General features: G+C 75.6%; 20 protein-coding genes. 4 read left to right on the top strand and 16 right to left on the bottom strand.

Going from position 1 to position 19,276, the window contains the following annotated elements:
- Positions 1 to 7 precede the first annotated feature (7 nt).
- The 4 genes from ACSU53_RS29200 to ACSU53_RS29185 all read right to left on the bottom strand — a co-directional run bounded on the left by ACSU53_RS29200 (position 8) and on the right by ACSU53_RS29185 (position 4,237).
- Positions 8 to 820 carry a transferase gene (locus tag ACSU53_RS29200; protein WP_437032596.1) on the bottom strand — a complete coding sequence of 271 codons (813 nt, stop codon included), beginning with the start codon at positions 818 to 820 and terminating at the stop codon, positions 8 to 10.
- Positions 817 to 2,082 (bottom strand): glycosyltransferase family 4 protein, encoded by a 1,266-nt coding sequence (locus ACSU53_RS29195; RefSeq protein WP_437032595.1) that lies wholly within the window; start codon positions 2,080 to 2,082, stop codon positions 817 to 819. The genes ACSU53_RS29200 and ACSU53_RS29195 overlap by 4 nt, the downstream gene beginning before the upstream one ends.
- A 41-nt stretch (positions 2,083 to 2,123) precedes the next feature.
- Positions 2,124 to 2,561 (bottom strand): AraC family ligand binding domain-containing protein, encoded by a 438-nt coding sequence (locus ACSU53_RS29190; protein WP_437032593.1) that lies wholly within the window; start codon positions 2,559 to 2,561, stop codon positions 2,124 to 2,126.
- Between the two features lie 581 nt (positions 2,562 to 3,142).
- Complete coding sequence (locus ACSU53_RS29185) at positions 3,143 to 4,237, bottom strand: PP2C family protein-serine/threonine phosphatase (RefSeq protein WP_437032591.1); 1,095 nt, start codon at positions 4,235 to 4,237, stop codon at positions 3,143 to 3,145.
- Positions 4,238 to 4,598: 361 nt separating this feature from the next.
- On the opposite strand from ACSU53_RS29185, the gene ACSU53_RS29180 reads away from it, so the two are divergent.
- Complete coding sequence (locus tag ACSU53_RS29180; protein ID WP_437032589.1) at positions 4,599 to 5,117, top strand: hypothetical protein; 519 nt, start codon at positions 4,599 to 4,601, stop codon at positions 5,115 to 5,117.
- Between the two features lie 52 nt (positions 5,118 to 5,169).
- Here the strand turns inward: ACSU53_RS29180 and pgm are convergent, their stop codons facing one another.
- Positions 5,170 to 6,810 carry a phosphoglucomutase (alpha-D-glucose-1,6-bisphosphate-dependent) gene (gene pgm / locus ACSU53_RS29175; RefSeq protein WP_437032588.1) on the bottom strand — a complete coding sequence of 547 codons (1,641 nt, stop codon included), beginning with the start codon at positions 6,808 to 6,810 and terminating at the stop codon, positions 5,170 to 5,172.
- A 182-nt stretch (positions 6,811 to 6,992) separates the two neighbouring features.
- Positions 6,993 to 7,454 carry a hypothetical protein gene (locus ACSU53_RS29170; RefSeq protein WP_437032586.1) on the bottom strand — a complete coding sequence of 154 codons (462 nt, stop codon included), beginning with the start codon at positions 7,452 to 7,454 and terminating at the stop codon, positions 6,993 to 6,995.
- Positions 7,455 to 8,108: 654 nt separating this feature from the next.
- Here ACSU53_RS29170 and ACSU53_RS29165 point away from each other — a divergent pair.
- A complete protein-coding gene (locus ACSU53_RS29165) occupies positions 8,109 to 8,261 on the top strand; it encodes a hypothetical protein (protein WP_437032584.1) in 153 nt (50 codons plus the stop codon).
- A 92-nt stretch (positions 8,262 to 8,353) separates the two neighbouring features.
- Here the strand turns inward: ACSU53_RS29165 and ACSU53_RS29160 are convergent, their stop codons facing one another.
- The 3 genes from ACSU53_RS29160 to ACSU53_RS29150 form a co-directional block, all read right to left on the bottom strand.
- Complete coding sequence (locus ACSU53_RS29160) at positions 8,354 to 10,744, bottom strand: ATP-binding cassette domain-containing protein (protein ID WP_437032582.1); 2,391 nt, start codon at positions 10,742 to 10,744, stop codon at positions 8,354 to 8,356.
- 147 nt (positions 10,745 to 10,891) lie between these two features.
- A complete protein-coding gene (locus tag ACSU53_RS29155) occupies positions 10,892 to 11,302 on the bottom strand; it encodes a VOC family protein (RefSeq protein WP_437032580.1) in 411 nt (136 codons plus the stop codon).
- Positions 11,303 to 11,312: 10 nt separating this feature from the next.
- The gene (locus ACSU53_RS29150; RefSeq protein WP_437032578.1) at positions 11,313 to 11,759 is read right to left on the bottom strand and encodes a helix-turn-helix transcriptional regulator; all 447 of its coding nucleotides are present in this window, start codon (positions 11,757 to 11,759) and stop codon (positions 11,313 to 11,315) included.
- A 240-nt stretch (positions 11,760 to 11,999) separates the two neighbouring features.
- On the opposite strand from ACSU53_RS29150, the gene ACSU53_RS29145 reads away from it, so the two are divergent.
- On the top strand, positions 12,000 to 12,677 hold the full coding sequence (locus ACSU53_RS29145; protein ID WP_437032576.1) for an adenosylcobinamide amidohydrolase: 678 nt from the start codon (positions 12,000 to 12,002) through the stop codon (positions 12,675 to 12,677).
- Between the two features lie 28 nt (positions 12,678 to 12,705).
- Here ACSU53_RS29145 and ACSU53_RS29140 read toward each other — a convergent pair whose 3' ends face one another.
- The 6 genes from ACSU53_RS29140 to ACSU53_RS29115 all read right to left on the bottom strand — a co-directional run bounded on the left by ACSU53_RS29140 (position 12,706) and on the right by ACSU53_RS29115 (position 17,698).
- Positions 12,706 to 13,599, bottom strand: a complete 894-nt coding sequence (locus ACSU53_RS29140) for an SDR family oxidoreductase (RefSeq protein ID WP_437032574.1) — start codon at positions 13,597 to 13,599, stop codon at positions 12,706 to 12,708.
- On the bottom strand, positions 13,596 to 14,099 hold the full coding sequence (locus ACSU53_RS29135; protein WP_437032572.1) for a hypothetical protein: 504 nt from the start codon (positions 14,097 to 14,099) through the stop codon (positions 13,596 to 13,598). Before ACSU53_RS29135 ends, ACSU53_RS29140 begins: the two co-directional genes overlap by 4 nt.
- A gap of 27 nt (positions 14,100 to 14,126) precedes the next feature.
- Positions 14,127 to 15,770: a phytoene desaturase family protein gene (locus ACSU53_RS29130; protein ID WP_437032570.1), complete on the bottom strand. Its 1,644-nt coding sequence runs from the start codon at positions 15,768 to 15,770 to the stop codon at positions 14,127 to 14,129.
- Entirely contained in the window at positions 15,763 to 16,269 is a 507-nt protein-coding gene (locus ACSU53_RS29125) for an SRPBCC family protein (protein ID WP_437032568.1), read from the bottom strand. Before ACSU53_RS29125 ends, ACSU53_RS29130 begins: the two co-directional genes overlap by 8 nt.
- A 167-nt stretch (positions 16,270 to 16,436) precedes the next feature.
- Positions 16,437 to 17,318, bottom strand: a complete 882-nt coding sequence (locus tag ACSU53_RS29120) for an oxygenase MpaB family protein (RefSeq protein ID WP_437032566.1) — start codon at positions 17,316 to 17,318, stop codon at positions 16,437 to 16,439.
- Between the two features lie 116 nt (positions 17,319 to 17,434).
- A complete protein-coding gene (locus ACSU53_RS29115; RefSeq protein ID WP_437032564.1) occupies positions 17,435 to 17,698 on the bottom strand; it encodes a hypothetical protein in 264 nt (87 codons plus the stop codon).
- A 99-nt stretch (positions 17,699 to 17,797) separates the two neighbouring features.
- Between ACSU53_RS29115 and ACSU53_RS29110 the strand changes: the two genes are divergently transcribed.
- Complete coding sequence (locus ACSU53_RS29110) at positions 17,798 to 18,535, top strand: GAF and ANTAR domain-containing protein (protein ID WP_437032562.1); 738 nt, start codon at positions 17,798 to 17,800, stop codon at positions 18,533 to 18,535.
- 93 nt (positions 18,536 to 18,628) lie between these two features.
- Here the strand turns inward: ACSU53_RS29110 and ACSU53_RS29105 are convergent, their stop codons facing one another.
- Entirely contained in the window at positions 18,629 to 19,222 is a 594-nt protein-coding gene (locus ACSU53_RS29105; protein WP_437032560.1) for an AMIN-like domain-containing (lipo)protein, read from the bottom strand.
- Between the last annotated feature and the right edge of the window lie 54 nt (positions 19,223 to 19,276).

The raw sequence follows: 19,276 nt of genomic DNA, 5'->3' as shown, positions 1-19,276 counted from the left end.
TGGCCCGTCACCCGGGCGCCCCGGTCACCGCGACCGACAGGTCGTTGTCGACGGTGTAGTACGGCCGCACCCCGGCCCCGCCGGACTCGGCCCTCGGGTACACGTGCACGTGCTTGCGGTCCGCGAGGTCGTCCAGCAGGCGGCCGACCCGGATGAGCGGGGCGTCCTCGGCGGGCCGCACGAACACGTCCCAGACGTGGTCGCCGTCCTGCACCGGCCGCGGGTGGGGTGCCGTGAAGGTGAGGTCCGGGCCGTCGACGTCCACCGGCAGGACGCGGACGGTGCCGGGGTGCCCGCGCAGCCGCAGCACGGCGGCGGCCCCGGCGGCGGGGACGGCGCCGTGCAGCCGGGCCCGGACGGTCAGCGCCCGGTCGTCCAGCGCGACCGGGCCGCCCTCCGCGTGCGCGGGACGCAGCCAGGCACGGACGGCGAGGTAGCCGTCCCGGGTGGCGTACGGGACCCGCACCGCCACCGGGGCCGGCCGGTCGCGCAGGGCGCCGCCGACGAGGGCCCGCACGTCCCGCAGCCGGGGCCGCACGCGCAGCCGCGCGCCGTCAGGGCCGGTCAGCAGGAACACGTCCCAGCGGCCCTCCCGGAGCGCGGGCAGCGGGGGCAGCACGGCGGTGGGACGGCCGTCGCCGTCGGCCGGTCCGGGGTCGAGCAGGTGCGGCGGCCCTTCGGCGCGCCCCTTGCCGGGCCGCCGGACGAGGGCGAGGCGGGCGCCGTCCGGCGCGGGGGTGAGCAGCGTGCAGGTGAGGCGGCCGGCGGCGTCGGCCGTGCAGTCGGCGCGGGGGTGGGGGTCGTGCGTCGGGCCGGTCATCGGTGTCCCTTCCGCAGGGTGCGCAGCGCGGTGGAGGCCGCGGTGCGGGTGAGGTCGCGGGCGGCGTGGCCGTGACCGAGGAGGGCCCGGTGCAGCCCGCCGCGGGCCGACGCCGGCCGGCGTCCGCCGGCGCGGGCCTCGGTCGCCGTGCGCAGGAGGCGTTCCGCCCGCTCCACGACGGGTCCCGGGGCGTACCGTCCGGCGTGGGAGAGGGCGGCCCTGCCCATGCGGCGGCGGCGTTCTCCGTCCCGTACGAGGTCCAGCAGGGCCGCGGCGAAGGACTCGGTGTCCCCCACCGGCACGAGACGGCCGTCCACCCCGTCGGTGATGATCTCGCGCGGGCCGTGGGGGCAGTCGGTGCTGACCACGGGCAGTCCGCAGCGCATCGCCTCCACCAGGGTCATCCCGAAGGGCTCGAAGTCGGCGGCGGTCGCGGCGATCGAGCCCTTGACCCATTCGGCCTCCATGGGGCTGGCGGCACCCATCAGGAACACGTTGTTCCACAGGCCCCGTTGCTCGACGAGGGCGCGCAGCCGGTCCTGTTCCGGGCCCTTGCCGTAGATGCGCAGCTGCCAGTCGGGGAACTCCGCGGCGACCCGGGCGAACGCCTCGACGAGCAGGTCGTAGCGCTTGACCGGGACCAGCCGCCCGGCCGCGACGACGAGTTTCGCGGTGCCGTCGGCGGGCGGCAGGACGGGGTCGGGCACGCTGTTGGGCAGCGCCTCGACGTGCACGCCGGGCAGGCGCATGCGGCGCCGGTACGCCTCGGCGTCCGCCTCGGTGACCGTGGTGACCACGTCGAGGGCGCGGTAGGCGCGGCGCAGCGCGGTCCGCAGCCGCGGCGAGTGGTGTGCGAGGGTCAGGTGCTCCTGACCGATGCGGGCCACCCGCTCGGGGGCCTGGAGCGCCAGGTGCACGTTGAGTCCCGGCCTGGTGCCGATGACCACGTCGGCGTCGGTGGCGGCGAGGCTCTCCGCGATCCGCCGGTCCGTCAGTTCGCTGTACTGGTGGTAGCGGTACTCGGCGGCCGGGAAGACGGTGGCGGGTCTGCCGTGCAGGGGGTTGTCCTGTTCCCGTCTCAGGTCCACCAGGGCCCGCAGGGCGACGCCGGGGCCCGGGGTGAGGTTCGGGTGCTCCCGGTGCCGCAGGACGGAGACGATCTCCACGTCGTGCCGTCCGGCCAGCGCGGCGGCCAGGTTGAACGTGGTGGTGATCGTCCCTCCGATCCCATAGGCGTTGTGGATCAGGAATGAGATCTTCATAGCGGGCAAGACCGTATCCGCCGGACGGGCGTTGTCCGTCGTTATCGGTTCGTGTCCCGTTCCGGGCCGAAGCTGCCGGGGGCGGACCGCTGGATGCGCAGGCCGGGCCGGCGGCGGTGGACGGTCAGGTAGGTCAGGCCGTCGGCGCCGGCGGCGAGGGCGCGGGTGGAGCCGTGCGGCAGCCAGGTCAGGCTGCCCTGCCGGAGGGGGTGCGTGCCGTCGGGGGCGGTGAGGGTGCCGCTGCCGGCGAGCACCAGCAGCAGGACGTCCAGGTCGGGTTCGCGGTGGGTGTCGACGCGCTGCCCGGGCGGGATGCGCACGACGTTCGCGTCGAGCTGGCGGCCGGGCTCGGCCAGCCGCCACAGGGCGCCTGCCGGGGCGTCGTCGAGGGCGGCCAGGGCGGCGGTGTCGCTGAGGATCCGCGGGAGCGGGTCCGCGTCGCCGGGCGGCACGGGGCTGTCGCTGCCTGCTGCGGTCATCTGGTCTCACCCGTCCCGTGTGTGGTTCGCCGGCGCGTGGGCCGGCCGCGTAAATAGGAACGTAGCATGCGTATTTGACGGGGCGGAGGACCGCCTCACCAGCCGGGGGCGGCCCGGCGGCGGCCGTGCGCGGGGGCCCCGCCTCGGTGCGCGGCGCCGGACTGCCGGGGTGACCCGACCGGGCACCGCGCGTCCGGCGGCGATCGGCCGGCCGCGCGCGGGGCGGTGGAGGGTCGGCCCGGCGGACACCGGCGAGCGCGCGCGGCGGAGCCGGTGGCGCCGTGGGCCCGGTGGCGCCGTGGGACGCGGGCACGTCGGGCGTCCGGAACCGCGCCGGCGTGACCGGCTCCCGGCGGCGGCGAGCGGGCGCGCCGGGACACCCCTCGGCGGGAGCCGGGCGGCAGGCACCGCGGACGGAACCGGGTCGACGCCGTCGGCCGTCCCGGCGGGCACGTCGCCGGGCGGCCCGGCGCACCGCGCCTGCGCGGCCGCCACGGCGGCTGCGGCTGCGGCGGCTGCGGCGTCGGCGGCTGCGGCTTCCGTCGTGTCCTGGCCGGTACGGCGCCCCCGTCGCGGTCCGCTCAGGGGGAATCGGCGGGCGGGGGGCCGCCGTGCCCGTGGTAGCGCAGCAGGAGCATCGCGGCGTCGTCGCCGGGCGGGCCCGCGGCGTGCTGGACGAGGTCCTCGCGCAGCGCCTCCAGCGCCCGGTGGATGTCCGGCTCCTTGAGCAGGTGGGTGCGCTCGCCCAGCGGGTAGAAGCGGCCGTCCCCGTCGCGCGCCTCGGTCACGCCGTCGGTGTACAGCAGGAGTTGCTCGCCGGGCGCGAAGCGGACCCGGTAGGGCCGCGGGCCGTCGTCCGGCGCGGCGAGCGTGCCCAGCCCCAGCGGGAGCGCCGGGGCGGGCGGCTCGGGGAAGTCGGCGCCGCCGTCGCGCCGGACCAGCATCGGTGCGGGGTGGCCGTAGGTGAGGAGGACGACCTCCTGGCCGGCACGGATCTCGGCGAAGACCGCGGTGACGAAGCGCTCGCCCTCCAGTTCCCGCGCCACGCTGCGCTCCACCCGCGCTCCCAGCCCGACGAGGTCCGGTTCGTCGTGGGCGGCCTCGCGGAAGGCGCCGAGCACCACGGCCGCCGTCTCCACGGCGGCCAGGCCCTTGCCCTGGACGTCTCCGACGACGACGCGCACGCCGTGCGGCGAGGACACCACCTCGTAGAGGTCCCCGCCGATCCGGGCCTCCGCGACGGCGGAGGTGTAGGACACCGCCACCTGGACCGGTCCCGCGGTCAGCGGGACGGGCCGCAGCAGCACCTGCTGCGACACCTCCGCGATCGAGCGCACGCTGGCGAGTTCCGCCTCCCGCCGGGAGCGCATCACGGCGGCGGCGATGCCGACACCGGTGACACCGGCCACCGAGCCCATCGCCGCGAAGCCCCGGCGTTCCGCGAACAGCCCGTTGTACAGCCCGAGGCCGACGCACAGCAGCAGCGACAGCGCGCCGATCACGGCGGTCCGGCGCCAGCCGCCCACCAGGCCGGCGAAGGCCGGGCCCAGCGACACCAGGGGCAGCAGTCCGACACCCGGCCCCGCCGTGAGGTCCATGACCGCGATCACCGCCATCACCACGAACGGCGTGAGGGCCAGCGCCGTCTGGGCCGGTGGCGGCTTGGTGTCGGTCATCCCCTGCTCCCGCGACGTCGAGGCGCTCGGGACCGCCCCGCATCGCGCGGGCGCCCGTCTCCCCTCCTCAGACTATGCACAGGCCGACCGCGGGCCGCGGAGCCGGACACCGACCTTTATCCAATCGAGTCCGCTCACCGGACGCCCGCGCCCTCCGCGCGGGCAACGCCCGCACGCCGTCGGGGCGTCGGCCGTGGCCGTCGCGGGGCCGGATCCGTAGGATCTCCCCTGCCGGACCGGGAGGCCGGCAGGTTCCGCCGGCCCCGACGTCGCCCTGTGCGATGATCCTTGCGGTGTTCAGGGGCGCTGGGGGCCTGCGGGGTGACCGGCGGACCTCCGTACACGAGAGGGAGCGACGGACGTGACCGCGCAGAGGCCGGACGACGACGGCGGGACGCCGGACGGGCGGGAGCCCGCGCCGTCGCTGCCCGACGACGTCTGGCAGCGGTTCCTCATGGACGACGAACACGCCATCCGCGCCTCCGCGCCGAAGGAACCCTCGGCCGTGCAGCGGGCCGCGGCCCCCTGGCCCAGCCCGGCGCACGCCCCGGAGCCCGCCCCGCGCGCACGCCGCCCGGCGGAGGCCGTCGGGGACCTGTGGCATCCGGACGACCCGTGGGAGGGCCCCTCCTGGCGGAACCTGGACGACCGGGCCCGGCGCCGCCGGGTCGGCCGGGTGGTGGGCGCCGCCGCGGCGCTCGCGCTGGCTCTGGGCGCCTGGTCGCAGTGGTCCACCGGTGCGACGCCCCGTCAGGAGCGCCCCGGTGACACGATTCTGCAGCAGTCGGAGGAGGCGCCCGTGGAGCTTCCGGCGACGACGTCGCTGCCGACCGGCGCCCGTTCCGCGTCCCCGGCCACGTCCGCGGTCCAGCCCGGCTGACCGGGCGGGACCGCGGAAGCGCGGTGCGGGTCGCGGTGCCGCGGGCGGTGGTTCAGCCGCCCAGCGCGGCCAGCACCACCGACTTCGCCTCCTCCTGCACCTGGCGGAGGTGGCCGGTGCCCCGGAAGGACTCGGCGTAGATCTTGTACACGTCCTCGGTGCCCGAGGGGCGCGCCGCGAACCAGGCGTTCTCCGTGGTGACCTTGATGCCGCCGATGGCCGCTCCGTTGCCGGGCGCCTCGGTGAGCACGGCGGTCACGGGCTCACCGGCCAGGGTGTCGGCGGTGACCTGGGCCGGGGACAGCTTCGCCAGGCGGGCCTTCTCCTCGCGGGTCGCCGGGGCGTCGATGCGCTCGTAGGCGGGTTCGCCGAACCGGGCGGTGAGCGCGGCGTAGTGCTCGGACGGCGTCCGGCCGGTGACGGCCGTGATCTCGGAGGCGAGGAGCGCCAGGATGATGCCGTCCTTGTCGGTGGTCCACACCGAGCCGTCCCGCCGGAGGAAGGACGCGCCGGCCGACTCCTCGCCACCGAAGCCGAGCGTGCCGTCGGCCAGTCCGTCCACGAACCACTTGAAGCCGACGGGCACCTCGACCAGTTCGCGCTTCAGGTCGGCCGCGACCCGGTCGATCATCGCGGAGGACACCAGCGTCTTGCCGATCCCGGCGGCGGACGGCCAGTCGGGGCGGTGGGTGTAGAGGTGGCCGATCGCCGTCGCGAGGTAGTGGTTGGGGTTCATCAGGCCGGCGTCCGGGGTGACGATGCCGTGCCGGTCGGCGTCGGCGTCGTTGCCGGTGGCGATGTCGAAGCGGTCGCGCTGCCGGATGAGGGACGCCATGGCGTGCGGCGAGGAGCAGTCCATCCGGATCCTGCCGTCCCAGTCCAGGGTCATGAACCGCCAGGTGGGATCGGTGAGCGGGTTGACGACCGTGAGGTCGAGGCGGTGCTCCTCGGCGATCCGGCCCCAGTAGGTGACGGACGCGCCGCCGAGCGGGTCGGCCCCGATCCGCACCCCGGCCGCGCGGATCGCGTCCAGATCCAGCACGTTCGGCAGGTCCGCGACGTAGCTGCCGAGGAAGTCGTGGCGGCCGGTGCCGTCGGCGGCGAGGGCGCGCGCGTACGGGATGCGGCGGACGTCCTTGAGGCCGTCCCGGATGATGGCGTTGGCCCGGTCCTGGATCCAGGTGGTGGCGTCGGACCCGGCCGGGCCGCCGCTGGGCGGGTTGTACTTGAAGCCGCCGTCGGCGGGCGGGTTGTGGGACGGCGTGACGACGACGCCGTCGGCGAGGCCGCCGGTGCGGCCCCGGTTGTGGGTGAGGATGGCGTGCGAGACGGCCGGGGTCGGCGTGTAGCCGTCGGCGCTGTCGATGAGCACCGTGACCCCGTTGGCGGCGAACACCTCCAGGGCGGTGACCCGCGCCGGCTCGGACAGCGCGTGGGTGTCGGCGCCCAGGTAGAGGGGGCCGTCGGTGCCCCGGTCCGCGCGGTACTCGCAGATGGCCTGGCTGGTCGCGGCGATGTGGTCGTCGTTGAACGCGCCGGCCAGGGACGAACCGCGGTGTCCCGACGTGCCGAACGTCACGCGCTGGGCCGGGTCCTCGGCATCGGGGCGCACCGCGTAGTACGCCGTGACCAGCCGAGCGACGTCGACGAGATCCTCGGGGCCGGCCGGGCCGCCGGCTCGCTCGTGCTGCATGTGCCCACTCCTCCGCAGGGGTCGCATCCTTCGCTTGCGGACACATCTTTCCCCTTCGGGACGCCGGCGCGCGAGTGGGGCCGGTGGCCGACCGCGTCTTCCGGCCCGGACGGCCGGGCCGCGGGACCCGGGCACCGGTACGGCGTCGCCGCCGCGCCCGGGCCCGGTGCCGGCGGCCCGGGTCAGATGCGACCGCCGGTCAGCCGGGTCAGCGGGCCCTGCGGGGGACGCCCGGCGCGCCGCCCGACGGCGTAGGACGCGGCGCTCAGCGCCGTGATACCGGCGCCGACGCCGGCCGCGACCAGCTTGCGGTGGGCGATGACCGTCCAGGCGGTCTTGGCGCCGGCGGCGACCTGGCCGGTGGTGGCCACCACCGCGCGGCGGCCGGCCTCGACGCCCTTGGCCGCGGACTGCACCGCCCCGTTGGTCGCCGCGGCGACGCGCTCGGTGCCGGCCGCGACGGCTGACGTGGCGTCACCGGCCTTCCCGGCGGCGCCCTTCGTGGCGTCACCTGCCTTGGCCGCGGTGCCCTTCGCGGTATCGGCGGCCGGGGCGGTCGCCTTGTCCGCGGTCTGCCGGGCCTTGTCGGCCGCGGTCCGGGTCGAAGTGGACTTCTGCCGTGTGTTCTTGCTCTGTTCACTCATGGAACTCCGACTTGCCTCGGACTCCCGCGGCAAACACTCCGGGTGACAATCCGTACGGTGGACGGGTTGGCACGGGCTCGGACCCCGAATGCGTCGCGGCGGGGCGGGACTTCGGGGGCGGGAGGGTTCCCGCGTCGCCGGACCGCACGGGTGGGATCCTCCGGTCCGGGGCTCCGGGGCTCCGAGGGATCACGGGATCGGGCCCGGGCGGTCGCCGGGGGCTCTGCCCCGGTCACATCGGGCGTGCGGGCCCCGGCGCCCCGCCTCACCGCGTGCGCTTCCGGCCCCGGGCTCGCCCGGCGGCCCTCCCCCGCCCGTGGGGCCGGCGCGGTACCCCCGGGTCCGGCTCCCCTGGTCGGTCCCGGCCGGTCCAGGGCCAGACCCCTCCCGTCGGGGGCCCCGGGCCGGTCCATTGGGGCGGTCGGTCCGGTCCGGTCCGGTCCGCCGAAGGCTTCAGGGCTGACCGGGGCGTGCGGGGGTATCCGGTCCGGTACGGGGGCCAGGGCGTCCCGCGCACCTCGGACCGCGCACCGCGCACCGCGGACCCCGGACCGCGCACCTCGGACCTCGGACCCCGGAACACGGACCTCGGACCTCGGACCTCGGACCTCGGAAATCGGGCCGAGAATCACGGACCTCGGAAAGGAGCAGCTCATGCCGAGCATGCTGCAGCGCATCAAGGAGTTCAGCCGGAGCCCTCAGGGACGGCGCGTCACCGAGCAGGCACGACGGGCCGCCGCCGACCCCCGCCGCCGGCAGCAGGCCCGCCGGCTGCTGAGCCGGTTCCGCGGCGGAGGTCACCGCTGACCGGCGGAAGCCACCGCTGACCGCCCCCACCGGGGGCTCCCGGCCCTCACCCGGCAGGCCCGGCGCTCCGGGGAGCGCCGGGCGCCGGCCGGTCAGGCTCCCACGTACTCGGCGAGGTGCTCGCCGGTGAGGGTGGAGCGGGCGGCGACCAGATCGGCGGGCGTGCCCTCGAAGACGATCCGGCCGCCGTCGTGACCGGCTCCCGGACCGAGGTCGATGATCCAGTCGGCGTGGGCCATCACCGCCTGGTGGTGCTCGATGACGATCACCGTCTTGCCGGAGTCCACCAACCGGTCCAGCAGACCGAGCAGTTGCTGGACGTCGGCGAGGTGGAGGCCGGTGGTCGGCTCGTCGAGGACGTAGACCCCGCCCTTGTCGCCCATGTGCGTGGCCAGCTTCAGGCGCTGGCGCTCGCCGCCGGACAGCGTGGTGAGCGGCTGGCCGAGGGTGAGGTAGCCGAGACCGACGTCGGCGAGCCGCTGAAGGATGCGGTGCGCGGCCGGGGTGCGCGCCTCGCCGGAGCCGAAGAACTCCACGGCCTCGGACACCGGCATCGCCAGCACCTCGCTGATGTCCCGGCCGCCGAACCGGTACTCCAGGACCGACGCGTCGAACCGCTTGCCCTCGCAGTCCTCGCAGGTGGTGGAGACGCCGGCCATCATGCCCAGGTCGGTGAAGAGCACGCCGGCGCCGTTGCAGGTCGGGCAGGCGCCCTCGGAGTTGGCGCTGAACAGGGCGGGCTTGACGCCGTTGGCCTTGGCGAACGCCTTGCGGATCGGGTCGAGCAGTCCGGTGTAGGTGGCCGGGTTGCTCCGCCGGGAGCCGCGGATGGGCGTCTGGTCGACCGCGACGACCCCTTCCTCGGCGGGGATCGAGCCGTGCACCAGGGAACTCTTCCCGGAGCCGGCGACACCGGTGACCACGGTGAGCACACCCAGGGGGATGTCGACGCCGACGTTGCGCAGGTTGTTGGCGGTGGCGCCGCGGATGGGCAGCTTGCCGGTGGGTTCGCGGACGGTCTCCTTCAGGGCGACCCGGTCGTCGAGGTGGCGGCCGGTGACCGTGTCGCTGGCCCGCAGGCCCTCCACGGTGCCCTCGTAGCAGACGGTGCCGCCCTCGGTGCCGGCGCCCGGGCCGAGGTCGACGACGTGGTCGGCGATCGCGATGGCCTCCGGCTTGTGCTCCACCACGAGGACCGTGTTGCCCTTGTCCCGCAGCCGCAGGAGCAGGGTGTTCATGCGCTGGATGTCGTGCGGGTGCAGTCCGATGGTGGGCTCGTCGAAGACGTAGGTGACGTCGGTGAGCGAGGACCCGAGGTGCCGGATCATCTTGACGCGCTGCGCCTCGCCGCCGGACAGGGTGCCCGAGGCGCGGTCGAGGGAGAGGTAGCCCAGGCCGATCTCCACGAACGAGTCCAGGGTGTGGCGCAGCGCGGTGAGCAGGGGTGCCACGGACGGCTCGTCGAGCCCGCGGACCCACTCGGCCAGGTCCCTGATCTCCATCGCGCAGGCGTCCGCGATGGACACCTTGCCGATCTTCGACGACCGTGCGCCCGCGGTGAGCCGGGTGCCGTCGCACTCGGGGCAGGTGGTGAAGGTGACGGCCCGGTCGACGAAGGCCCGGATGTGCGGCTGCATCGCCTCCCGGTCCTTGCTGAGCATGGACTTCTGGAGCTTCGGGATCAGCCCCTCGTAGGTGAGGTTGGCCCCGCTGATCTTCACCTTGGTCGGCTCGCGGTACAGGAAGTCGTGCATCTCCTTCTTGGTGTACTCGCGGATCGGCTTGTCCACCTCGAAGAAGCCCGACTCGGCGATGACCCGTACGACCCAGCCGTCCCCGGTGTAGGTGGGGATGGTGAACGGGTCCTGGGAGAGCGACTTGGAGTCGTCGTAGAGCTGGGTGAGGTCGATGTCGGAGACCGTGCCCCGGCCCTCGCAGTGGGTGCACATGCCGCCGGTGCGGCTGAAGGTGACCTTCTCGGTCTTGGTCCGGTCGGCGCCCCGGTCGACCGTCATCCCGCCGCTCGCGGTGACGGAGGCGGTGTTGAAGGAGAACGCGCTCGGCGGGCCGAAGTAGGGCTTGCCCAGGCGGCTGAAGAGAATCCGCAGCATGGCGTTGGCGTCGGTGGCGGTGCCGACGGTGGAGCGCGGGTCTGAGCCCATGCGCTGCTGGTCGACGGTGATCGCCGTGGTCAGCCCGTCCAGCACGTCGACCTCGGGCCGCGCCAGGGTGGGCATGAAACCCTGGAGGAACGCGCTGTAGGTTTCGTTGATCATGCGCTGCGACTCGGCGGCGATGGTGTCGAACACCAGCGAGCTCTTGCCGGAGCCGGACACCCCGGTGAACACCGTCAGGCGGCGCTTGGGGAGTTCGACGCTGACGTCCTTCAGGTTGTTCTCCCGCGCGCCGTGCACCCGGATCAGGTCGTGGCGGTCGGCGGCGTGCGGCTCGGACGGCCGCTTGTTCTTCCCCGTGCTGGTCATGTGCTCTCCGTCGGTGAGACGGGGCCGCCCCTCGGCCCCCTGGAACGCCCGGCTCGGTCTGGCCGTGCGGGTCGGTGACTGTCCGCGCCCGCCCCGCCGGCGCGGCGTGCGGGCACGGGGCGGGCGACCGCGCGGCCGGACGGCCGTTCAGCGCACCTCTTGGACGCGGACCATGTTGCCCGCGGGGTCCCGCACCGCGAAGTCACGTACACCGTACGGCTGTTCGGTCGGCTCCTGGACCACTTCCGTGTCACCGGACTGGAGTTTCTCGAAGGTGCCGTCGAGGTCCCGGGTGGCCAGGATGATGCCGCCGTAGGTGCCCTTGGCCATCATCTCGGCGATGACGCGGCGCTCGTCGTCGGTGACTCCGGGGTCGGCGGCCGGCGGGTGCAGCACGATGGACGTGCCCGGCTGTCCCACGGGGCCGACCGTGATCCAGCGCATCCCCTCGTACCCGACGTCGTTACGGACCTCGAAGCCGAGGACGTCCCGGTAGAAGGCCAGAGCGGCGTCCGGGTCGTCGTGCGGAAGGAAGCTCGAGTGAATGGTGATGTCCATGGCCCCCACGCTAGGCGTCGGTGGTGGTGCGCGCTTCTCGATTCCTGACCGGTCGGGTCACCTGCTTGGCCACGCACGACGGGATGCCCGCGGTGGCGCGGGCCGCCTCGCGCCGGTACACGCTGGGCGGCATCCCGATGAGTTCGGTGAAGCGCGTGCTGAAGGTGCCCAGCGACGCGCAGCCGACCTCGAAGCAGACCTCGGTGACGCTGAGCTCGCCGATGCGCAGGAGCGCCATGGCCCGCTCGACCCGCCGGGTCATCAGATAGCTGTAGGGCGATTCGCCGTAGGCGAGGCGGAACTGGCGGCTGAGGTGCCCCGCCGACATGTGCACGCCGCGGGCCAGGGCCTCGACGTCCAGGGGGCGCGCGTACTCCCGGTCGATCCGGTCGCGGACACGGCGCAGCCGGGCGAGGTCCTTCAGGTGCTGCGGCGGTGCGGGCGGTCTGCTGGTCACTTTTGTGATCGTGCCACGTCCCGTCCCTCGTTGCCCAGGTCCTTCCGCATTCCGTTCCGCCCACGGCCCGGTGGGTGCGGACGGACCGATGGGGGCGGACCGCCACGGTGCGTGCGGGGGACCCGGGGCGTGCGGAGGGACCCGGGGCCTGGGCGTGCGGAGGGACCCGGTGAGGGCGGGTCCGCCGCTCCGGCATACCATCGGCCGGCCCCGTCCCGCCCAGCCGAGGAGTACCGCCCGGTGACCGCCGCCCCGCCGCCCCCGACCGTCGACGGACTGCTGCCGCTGCGGCGGCTGAGCCGGGTCGAGGAGGGCGAGTCCCTGCACGCCCTGCTGTGGACCGCCGGCCCCGGCTGGCGGATGATCAGCAGCGCGGTCCTCGGCGGCGGCCTCGGGGAGCGGGAGTGGGTCCTCAACGCGCAGGTCTCCCACGGCTACCGGCGCACCGACCCCGACCGGCACCTGGCCGCGCTGGCCGCGGAGGCGGGCGTGCGCGGGCCGGGGGTGGGTCTGATGACCGCCGCGGACGTCTCGGCGTACGGTCTCGGCCGCGACGGGGGTGTGGAGGCCGCCGCCACCGTGGGTGTCTCCGTGCGGGGCTGGGCCGCCTCCGCGCAGCCGGGCACGGACGGCCCGGCGGCCGCCGGCACGATCAACATCGTGGTGGCGCTGCCGGTGGCGCTCGGGGACGCCGCCCTGGTCAACGCGGTGAGCACGGCGACGGAGGCGAAGGTGCAGGCCCTGCTGGAGTCCGGCTACGACTGCTCGGGCACGCCCACGGACGCGGTGTGCGTCGCCGCGCGCGTCCCCGCCCCGGGTGAGGACGTGGTCGCCTTCGCGGGACCCCGTTCGCTGTGGGGGGCCCGGCTGGCGCGCGCCGTCCACGGCGCGGTGCTGCGGGCGGCCCCGGCGGCCTGACGCGCGCGGCCCCGGGCGCGGCGGCGGGTCACGGCCGGGACGGGGCGGCCTCCCGGTCGGCAGCGCCGCCCGCCCCCAGGAGGCCGGTGTGCCGCAGGGGGTCCCGGGCCTCCAGCCGGCCCAGTTCGCGCCGGGTCGCCCGGAGCACCACGGGCGGCAGCGCGGCGCGCGCCGCCTGCGCCAGGCGCAGCCAGCGCGGCAGGTACACGGCCGCGCTGCGGTGCTCCACGGCCGCGGCGAGCCGCTCGGCGGCGCGCTCCGGCGGAAGCGTGCGCCGGGCGGGCGGCGGCAGGTGGGCGCGCAGTTCCCGCATCACCGGATACCGGTCCGCGTCGCGGATCATGGCGGTGTCGATCCAGTTCAGGTAGCCGATGCCGACGTCCACGCCGCGGTGGGCCACCTCGGCGCGCAGGCTGTGGGCGAACGACTCGACCCCGGCCTTGGAGGCGCAGTAGGCGCTCATCATGGGGGCGGCGGCGATCGACGCGAGCGAGGCGACCTGGAGGTAGTAGCCCCGCGAGGCCAGCAGGTCCGGCAGGAAGGTGCGGGCGGTCGCCGCGCTGCCGGTGAGGTTGACGTCGATCACGCGGCGCCAGTCGGCCGGATCTGAGGTGGCGAAGGGCCCGCCCTCCGCGACGCCCGCGTTGGCCACCACCACGCTGGGCGGCCCGAGCCGCTCCCGTACGGCCGCGGCGGCGGCCTCCAGGGCCGCGTCGTCGGTGACGTCGACCTCGTGGGCGAGGGCGGGCGCCGGCAGGCCGGCGGCCAGCGCCTCCAGTGCCGCGCCCTCGTGCCCGAGGAGCGCCGTGCGGGCGCCGCGCCGGGACATCTCCCGCACCAGTGCGGCGCCGACGCCGCGTGCCGCGCCCGTCACGACGACCGTGCGGCCGTAGAGGGGCCCCCTGCCCGCGGCCCGCCTCATGCCGGGTCCGCCCGCTCGGCGTCGTTGCGCTCCTTGGCGTCGGTCTCGGTCTCCGGGCCGGTCTCGGGGCGCGCGGTGTGGTCGGGGTGGCCGACGGTGCGGCGGGCCTCCTTCATCGCCGCCTCGTACAGGTGGTCCCGTCCCTCGGCCAGTTCGTCGACGGCCGCGCGCTCGATGTCGCGGAACGGCTGGTAGTAGGTGCCGTCGTAGGCCTCGACGATCTGGAACGTCCAGTGGCCGGGGATCACGTTGCGGCCCAGCACCTGGGTGCGCACGGTCTCCGCCCAGTCCGGGTGCCCGGCCTTGTGCAGCAGTTCGACCGCCCGGTCCAGCTCCAGGTCGGCGGTGCCGGTGAGCTGGTGGAAGCTGTACAGGTGCCCGCGGGCGCGTTCCGTGGTCTCCAGGGCCTTGGACAGCGCCCCGAGCGCCTCCACCGTCTCGGCGCTGACCCCTTCGGGACGCCGGTGGGCGCGGTCGGGCCCGTCGTCGTGACCGGTCATGCGTCTCGCCTCCGTCTGTGGTCGTCGTCAGGTGCCCGGACTCCGGCGGCCCGGGACCGGGCGCTTGCGGCCGGTGCGGTCGCGGCGGGTGAGCAGGCGCTCGGCCAGCATCGGGACGGCACGGCGCCGCAGGGCGGCGCGGGCCGCGTTGGCGCCCGGCGCCCCGTGGACGCCGCCGCCAGGGTGCGCCGACGCGGACGCCAGGTACAGGCCGGGCACCGGGGTCTCCGGGCGCGCGGTGCCGGGCAGCGGGCGGAAGAAGAGCTGCTGGTGCATGGCGGCGGTGCCGCCGTTGATGGCCCCGCCGTGCAGATTGCGGTCGAGGGACTCCAGGGTGGGCGGGGCCAGGATGCGGCGGGCCCGGATGCGGGAGCGGAAGCCGGGCGCGAACCGCTCGACCTGCCGCTCGACGCGGTCGGCCATGATCTCCTGCTCCGTGGCGTCCCAGGAGCCGGTGAGCCCCTCCTCCCCCGCGTCCCCCACGACGCGGTGCGGCACGTGGGTGTACGCCCAGGCGGACTCGGTGCCCCGGGGGGAGCGGGAGGGGTCCGAGGTGGTCATCTGTCCGAACAGGGAGAACGGGCGGTCCGGGACCCGGCCCATGGCGAGCTGGGCCGCGAAGCGGGTGAGTTCGTCGACGCCGTCGGACAGGTGCACGGTCCCGGCGCGGGCCGCCTGCTCGGCCTTCCAGGGCACCGGGCCGTCGAGCGCCCAGTCGACCTTGAAAGTGGCGAAGTCCCACTCGAAGCGCCGCAGGTCGGACAGGACCTGCGCGGGCAGGTGCTCGGGGGCGACGAGCGTCCCGTACAGGGCGGGGACGGACACGTCGGCGAGGACGGCACGCCCGGCGGGGACCGTCTCCCCGCCCGCGGTCCGCACGCCGGCGGCCCGTCCGTCGCGCACCAGGACCCGTTCGACCCGCTGCCCGCAGCGCAGGACGCCGCCGAGGGACTCCAGGCGGCGGATCAGGGCGCCGGTGAGGGCGCCGGAACCGCCGGCGGGCACCGGGAAGCCGTAGGTCTGGCCGAGCATCGACATCAGCCAGCCGTAGCCGCCGCTGCCCGCGGCCTCCGGGGCGAGGTCGGCGTGCAGGGCGTTGCCGGCCAGCAGCAGCCCGCCGCCCTCGCCGTGGAACTCCTCCTCGGCCATGCGGCGCACGGGCAGCACCAGGGTCCGTGCCATGCGCAGCCCGCCGGCGGCGCGCAGTCTCAGGGCGACGCGGGCGGCGGAGCGCACGGGCGGGAAGGGCGTGAACAGCGCCTCCAGCAGGTCGGGGCGGAGCATCTGCCACGTGTCGTGCAGCCGGGCCCAGGCCGCCCCGTCGCCCGGCGCGAAGGCGTCCAGGGAGGCGACCGTGACGTCGACCCGGCGGTCCAGGACCGCGCAGCGTCCGTCGGTCAGCGGGTGGGCGAGGACGTGGGGGGCGTGCTGCCAGCGCAGTCCGTGTTCGTGCAGCCGCAGCCCGGTCAGGACCGGGGACGCCGCGGCCAGCGGGTAGAAGGCGCTGAAGAGGTCGCTGACGAAGTCGGGGTCGACGCCCCGGTCGTGGCGCGCCGCCCCTCCGGGTTCGGGCTGCTCCTCCAGCACCTCGACGCTCCACCCGGCGTCCGCCAGCAGGTTCGCCGCCACCAGGCCGTTGGGGCCCGCGCCGATCACCACGGCGTCAGGCACGGGCCTGCCCCCCACCGTTGTGCGGCGCCATGAGGTGTCCCATCGGCCGCCGGCGTTCCTCCTCGGCCGCCACCTCCTCGCAGACGTCCGCCAGCCGGGACAGCATGGAGCGGTGCCGCAGCTGGATCAGCGCCTCCACGGCGGTGTTGTGCAGGGCGCCGCCCATGCCCCGCAGCGGGTGCTCGTCGACGACGACCAGGGTGTGATCCCCCCACGGCTTGAGGGCGATGGCGATCCGGGCGCTGCCCAGCGGGCCGGCCTTGGCCTCCAGTTCCAGGTCGTTGCCCGGCTCGCAGCGGCGCACGACCGTGCGGTTGGTCAGGGACAGGGGCCCGAGGCGCACCTGGTAGCGGATGGCCGAGCCGAGTTCCGGCCACCGGCCCCGCTCCGGTTCCGTCGTCGCGGTGCCCACCACCCATTCCGCGTAGCGGCTGCCGTCCGAGAGGACCTCCCAGACGGTCCGCGGGTCTGTTTTGATCAGGCGATGACGAACCGCCACTGCGACCTCCCGTGTCCGGCGGGTTTTCGGTCAGCACTGAGTGCCCCGTCTGCGACGCGTCAACCGGCGCGGACCCCGCCGGGTCCGGACCGGCGCTCCCGGGGGCCCCGGCGGGCGGGGGCGCGGGGTCCCGGCCCCGGGTGCCCGGCGGCTGTGGACGGCCCGGCTCACGCCGGGATGTGGTCCTGGCGGGTCGGGGCGAGCGCCCAGCGGATGCCCGCGGTCACGGCCGTGCCGAGCGGGCGGACGCAGACACCCTCGGCGGGCGGGATCCGGGGGACCCGCAGCTCCCGGGAGACCCGGACCGGCAGCAGGGAGACGGCGTTGGCGGCCAGGACGCCGTAGGGGAGGCGGGCGATGAGCGGCACGGGCGGGTTGAGCAGCAGGAACCGGGTGGTGGCGCGGGCCTCGGGGGTGGCGTGGAGTTCGGGCCGGTAGGCGGCGAGGCGGGCGGCGAGTCCGGCGCGCGTGACCGGCGGATCGGGGACGCCGAGGGCGCTGGCGATGCGTGCCATGTCCGCGACGTACCCGTCGCAGCCGGCGTCGTCCAGCGGGCGGGCGCCGTAGCGCTGGTGGGCGCGCAGGAAGGCGTCGACCTCCGCGCAGTGCACCCAGCCCAGCAGGCGGGGGTCGTCGGCGCGGTACTCCCGGCCGTCGGCGGCGGTGCCGCGCACGGTGGCGTGCACCGCCCGGACCCGGTCGACGGCGTGCTGGGCGCTGTCGGCGGTGCCGTAGGTGGTGACGGCGAGGAAGGTGCTGGTGCGCTGGAGCCGGCCCCAGGGGTCGCCGCGGAAGCCGGAGTGCCCGGCGACGGCGGCCATGGCCAGCGGGTGCAGCGACTGGTGCAGCAGGGCGGCGAGCCCGCCGATGAACATGGAGGCGTCGCCGTGCACCCTGCGGACCGGCCGTTCGGGGCCGAACCAGCGGGGGCCGGGCGTGCCGTGGATCCTGGCCCGGCTGTCCGGCCCGTCCGGCCCGGCGACCCGCGTGAAGATCGCCTGCCCGATCCGGCCGCGCAGTGCCGGCACGGCCTCCGAGAGAAGTCCCATGGCGCCCCTTCCGCACTGCGGCCGGGCCGGCCGCCCCTACGACTCCGTGTGCCCGGGGCGGCGGCCCGGTACCCCCTCGGGTCACCGGCCGCGCAGGCGCCGGGCCGCCGCGCGTGTCAGGGCATGTCGCCCCGCCATTCCAGGACACGGCCCGGCCCTCGCGGCACGTACACCGCCCGGCCCCCCGGGCCGTAGCGGCCTATCTCGGTGCGCAGCCCGATCCCGTCCGCCAGCTCCGCCGGGGAGCGGTCGGTGACGTCCAGCAGCAGACCGTCCAGCGGCCCGCCCGACAGTTCGGCGTACACCCTCCCGCCGCGGGGTCCGGGATCGTCGTGGTCCGCCCCGTAGACCCGGCCGCGCATGAACTCCAGCTCGTCCATGACGGCAGGATCGCACCCCCCACTGACAACGGGCCGGCCGCAAGGCCCCCCGGACGCGCCGGTCTCCGCCACGGAAACGGCGGAGCGCGCGGTGCGGGCATGTCAGGATGGCAGGACCTGACCGCACCGCGCAGGAGGCGAACGGTGAACTGGCGCGACTTCGCACAGCAGATGGCTTCCATGGCACGGAACCTGCTGGCGGAAACCGGACTCGAGCCCACCCTGGAGGAGATCACGGAGTCGGCGGTCCGGCTCGTCCCGGGGTGCGACGCGGCCGGGATCCTCGTCCTGCAGAACGGACGGGCCCGGTCCCTGGCGCCCACCGACCCGATGGTGGTGGACAGCGACCGGCTCCAGGACCGCCTCCGGGAGGGTCCGTGCTTCGACCTCGCACGCCCCGAGTTGGACGAACGGGTCTTCCGCATCCCCGACTTCACCGCCCCGTCCGAGCGGTGGCCGGCCTACGTCCCGAGGGCCAGGGACCTGGGGCTGGGGAGCATGATGGGCTTCCTGCTGTACACCCGGGAGGAGGAGCTCGGCGCCCTCGACATGTACTCCCGCGAGCCCGGCACGTTCTCCGAGGACAGTGAGACGGCGGGCTGGCTGCTGGCCTCCCACGCGGCGGTGGCCTTCTCCACGGCCCTCAACGACGCCCAGCTGCAGGAGGCCATGGCCACCCGGCACATGATCGGCGAGGCGATGGGCATCCTGATGGGCCGGCACCACGTGACCGAGGAGCAGGCCTTCGAGCTGCTGCGCACCCGGTCGCAGCGCACCAACACCAAGCTGCGGGACGTGGCGCGCCGCGTCTGCGAGACCGGGAGCCCGGAGCCGTGACGGCCCGCGGACGGCCGGCGGCGGGGCAGCCCCGTCGCACACCGTCCGCGGGCGGTGGGCGACGGGGCTGCGGCCCGCGGTGCGGGCCGCGGCTCAGCGGGCGCCCGTCCAGTTGTGCGCCACGTCGATCACGACGCGGTCCGGCAGTTGCAGGACCCGGAACGGCAGTCGCGCCCGGACGCCGAGTCCGACCTGGGTGTCCCCCTCGAAGCTGCCGGCGAACCGGGCGTCCCGGAAGGTGCGGTAGCCGGTGAGATCGACGCCGGGCAGGGTGTGCCCGGCACGCGCCGGGTAGGTGGCCCGGCCGGTCTCCGGGTCGTAGGCGGGCGCGGTCACCCGGATCTCCAGGACGGCTCCGCCCGACACCGGGACGGGACGGCCCGAGCCGTCCTGGTGGAGGCGGTCGACGTAGCGGACGGAGTAGCCCACGTCCCCGGCGCCGGGGACGTCCACGACCATCCGGTCGTAGCAGTCGTGCCGCCCGGTCCGGATGTCCCGCACCGGCGTGGCGGTGGCGGGCGTGCCGGTCTCGGGCAGGCTGCCCCAGCCGGTCGGACAGGCGGTGGCCGCGGACGCGGCGGCGTGGGTGGCCGCGGCGGCCGGGACCGCGGCGGTGCCCAGTGCGGTGCCGACGAGCGCGAGGGTCGCGCAGACGGTGGCGGTGCGGGTTGTTGCGGTTCGAAGCATTTTCGCCCCCCGAGGTGGCCTCTTGCTGTTATCGGGTGAGACAACCGGGTTCAC

Source organism: Streptomyces sp. enrichment culture (assembly GCF_964273255.1).
Lineage (GTDB): Bacteria > Actinomycetota > Actinomycetes > Streptomycetales > Streptomycetaceae > Streptomyces.
Note: the sequence above shows the minus strand (reverse complement) of the source record. Positions and strands in the feature narration are given on the sequence as shown.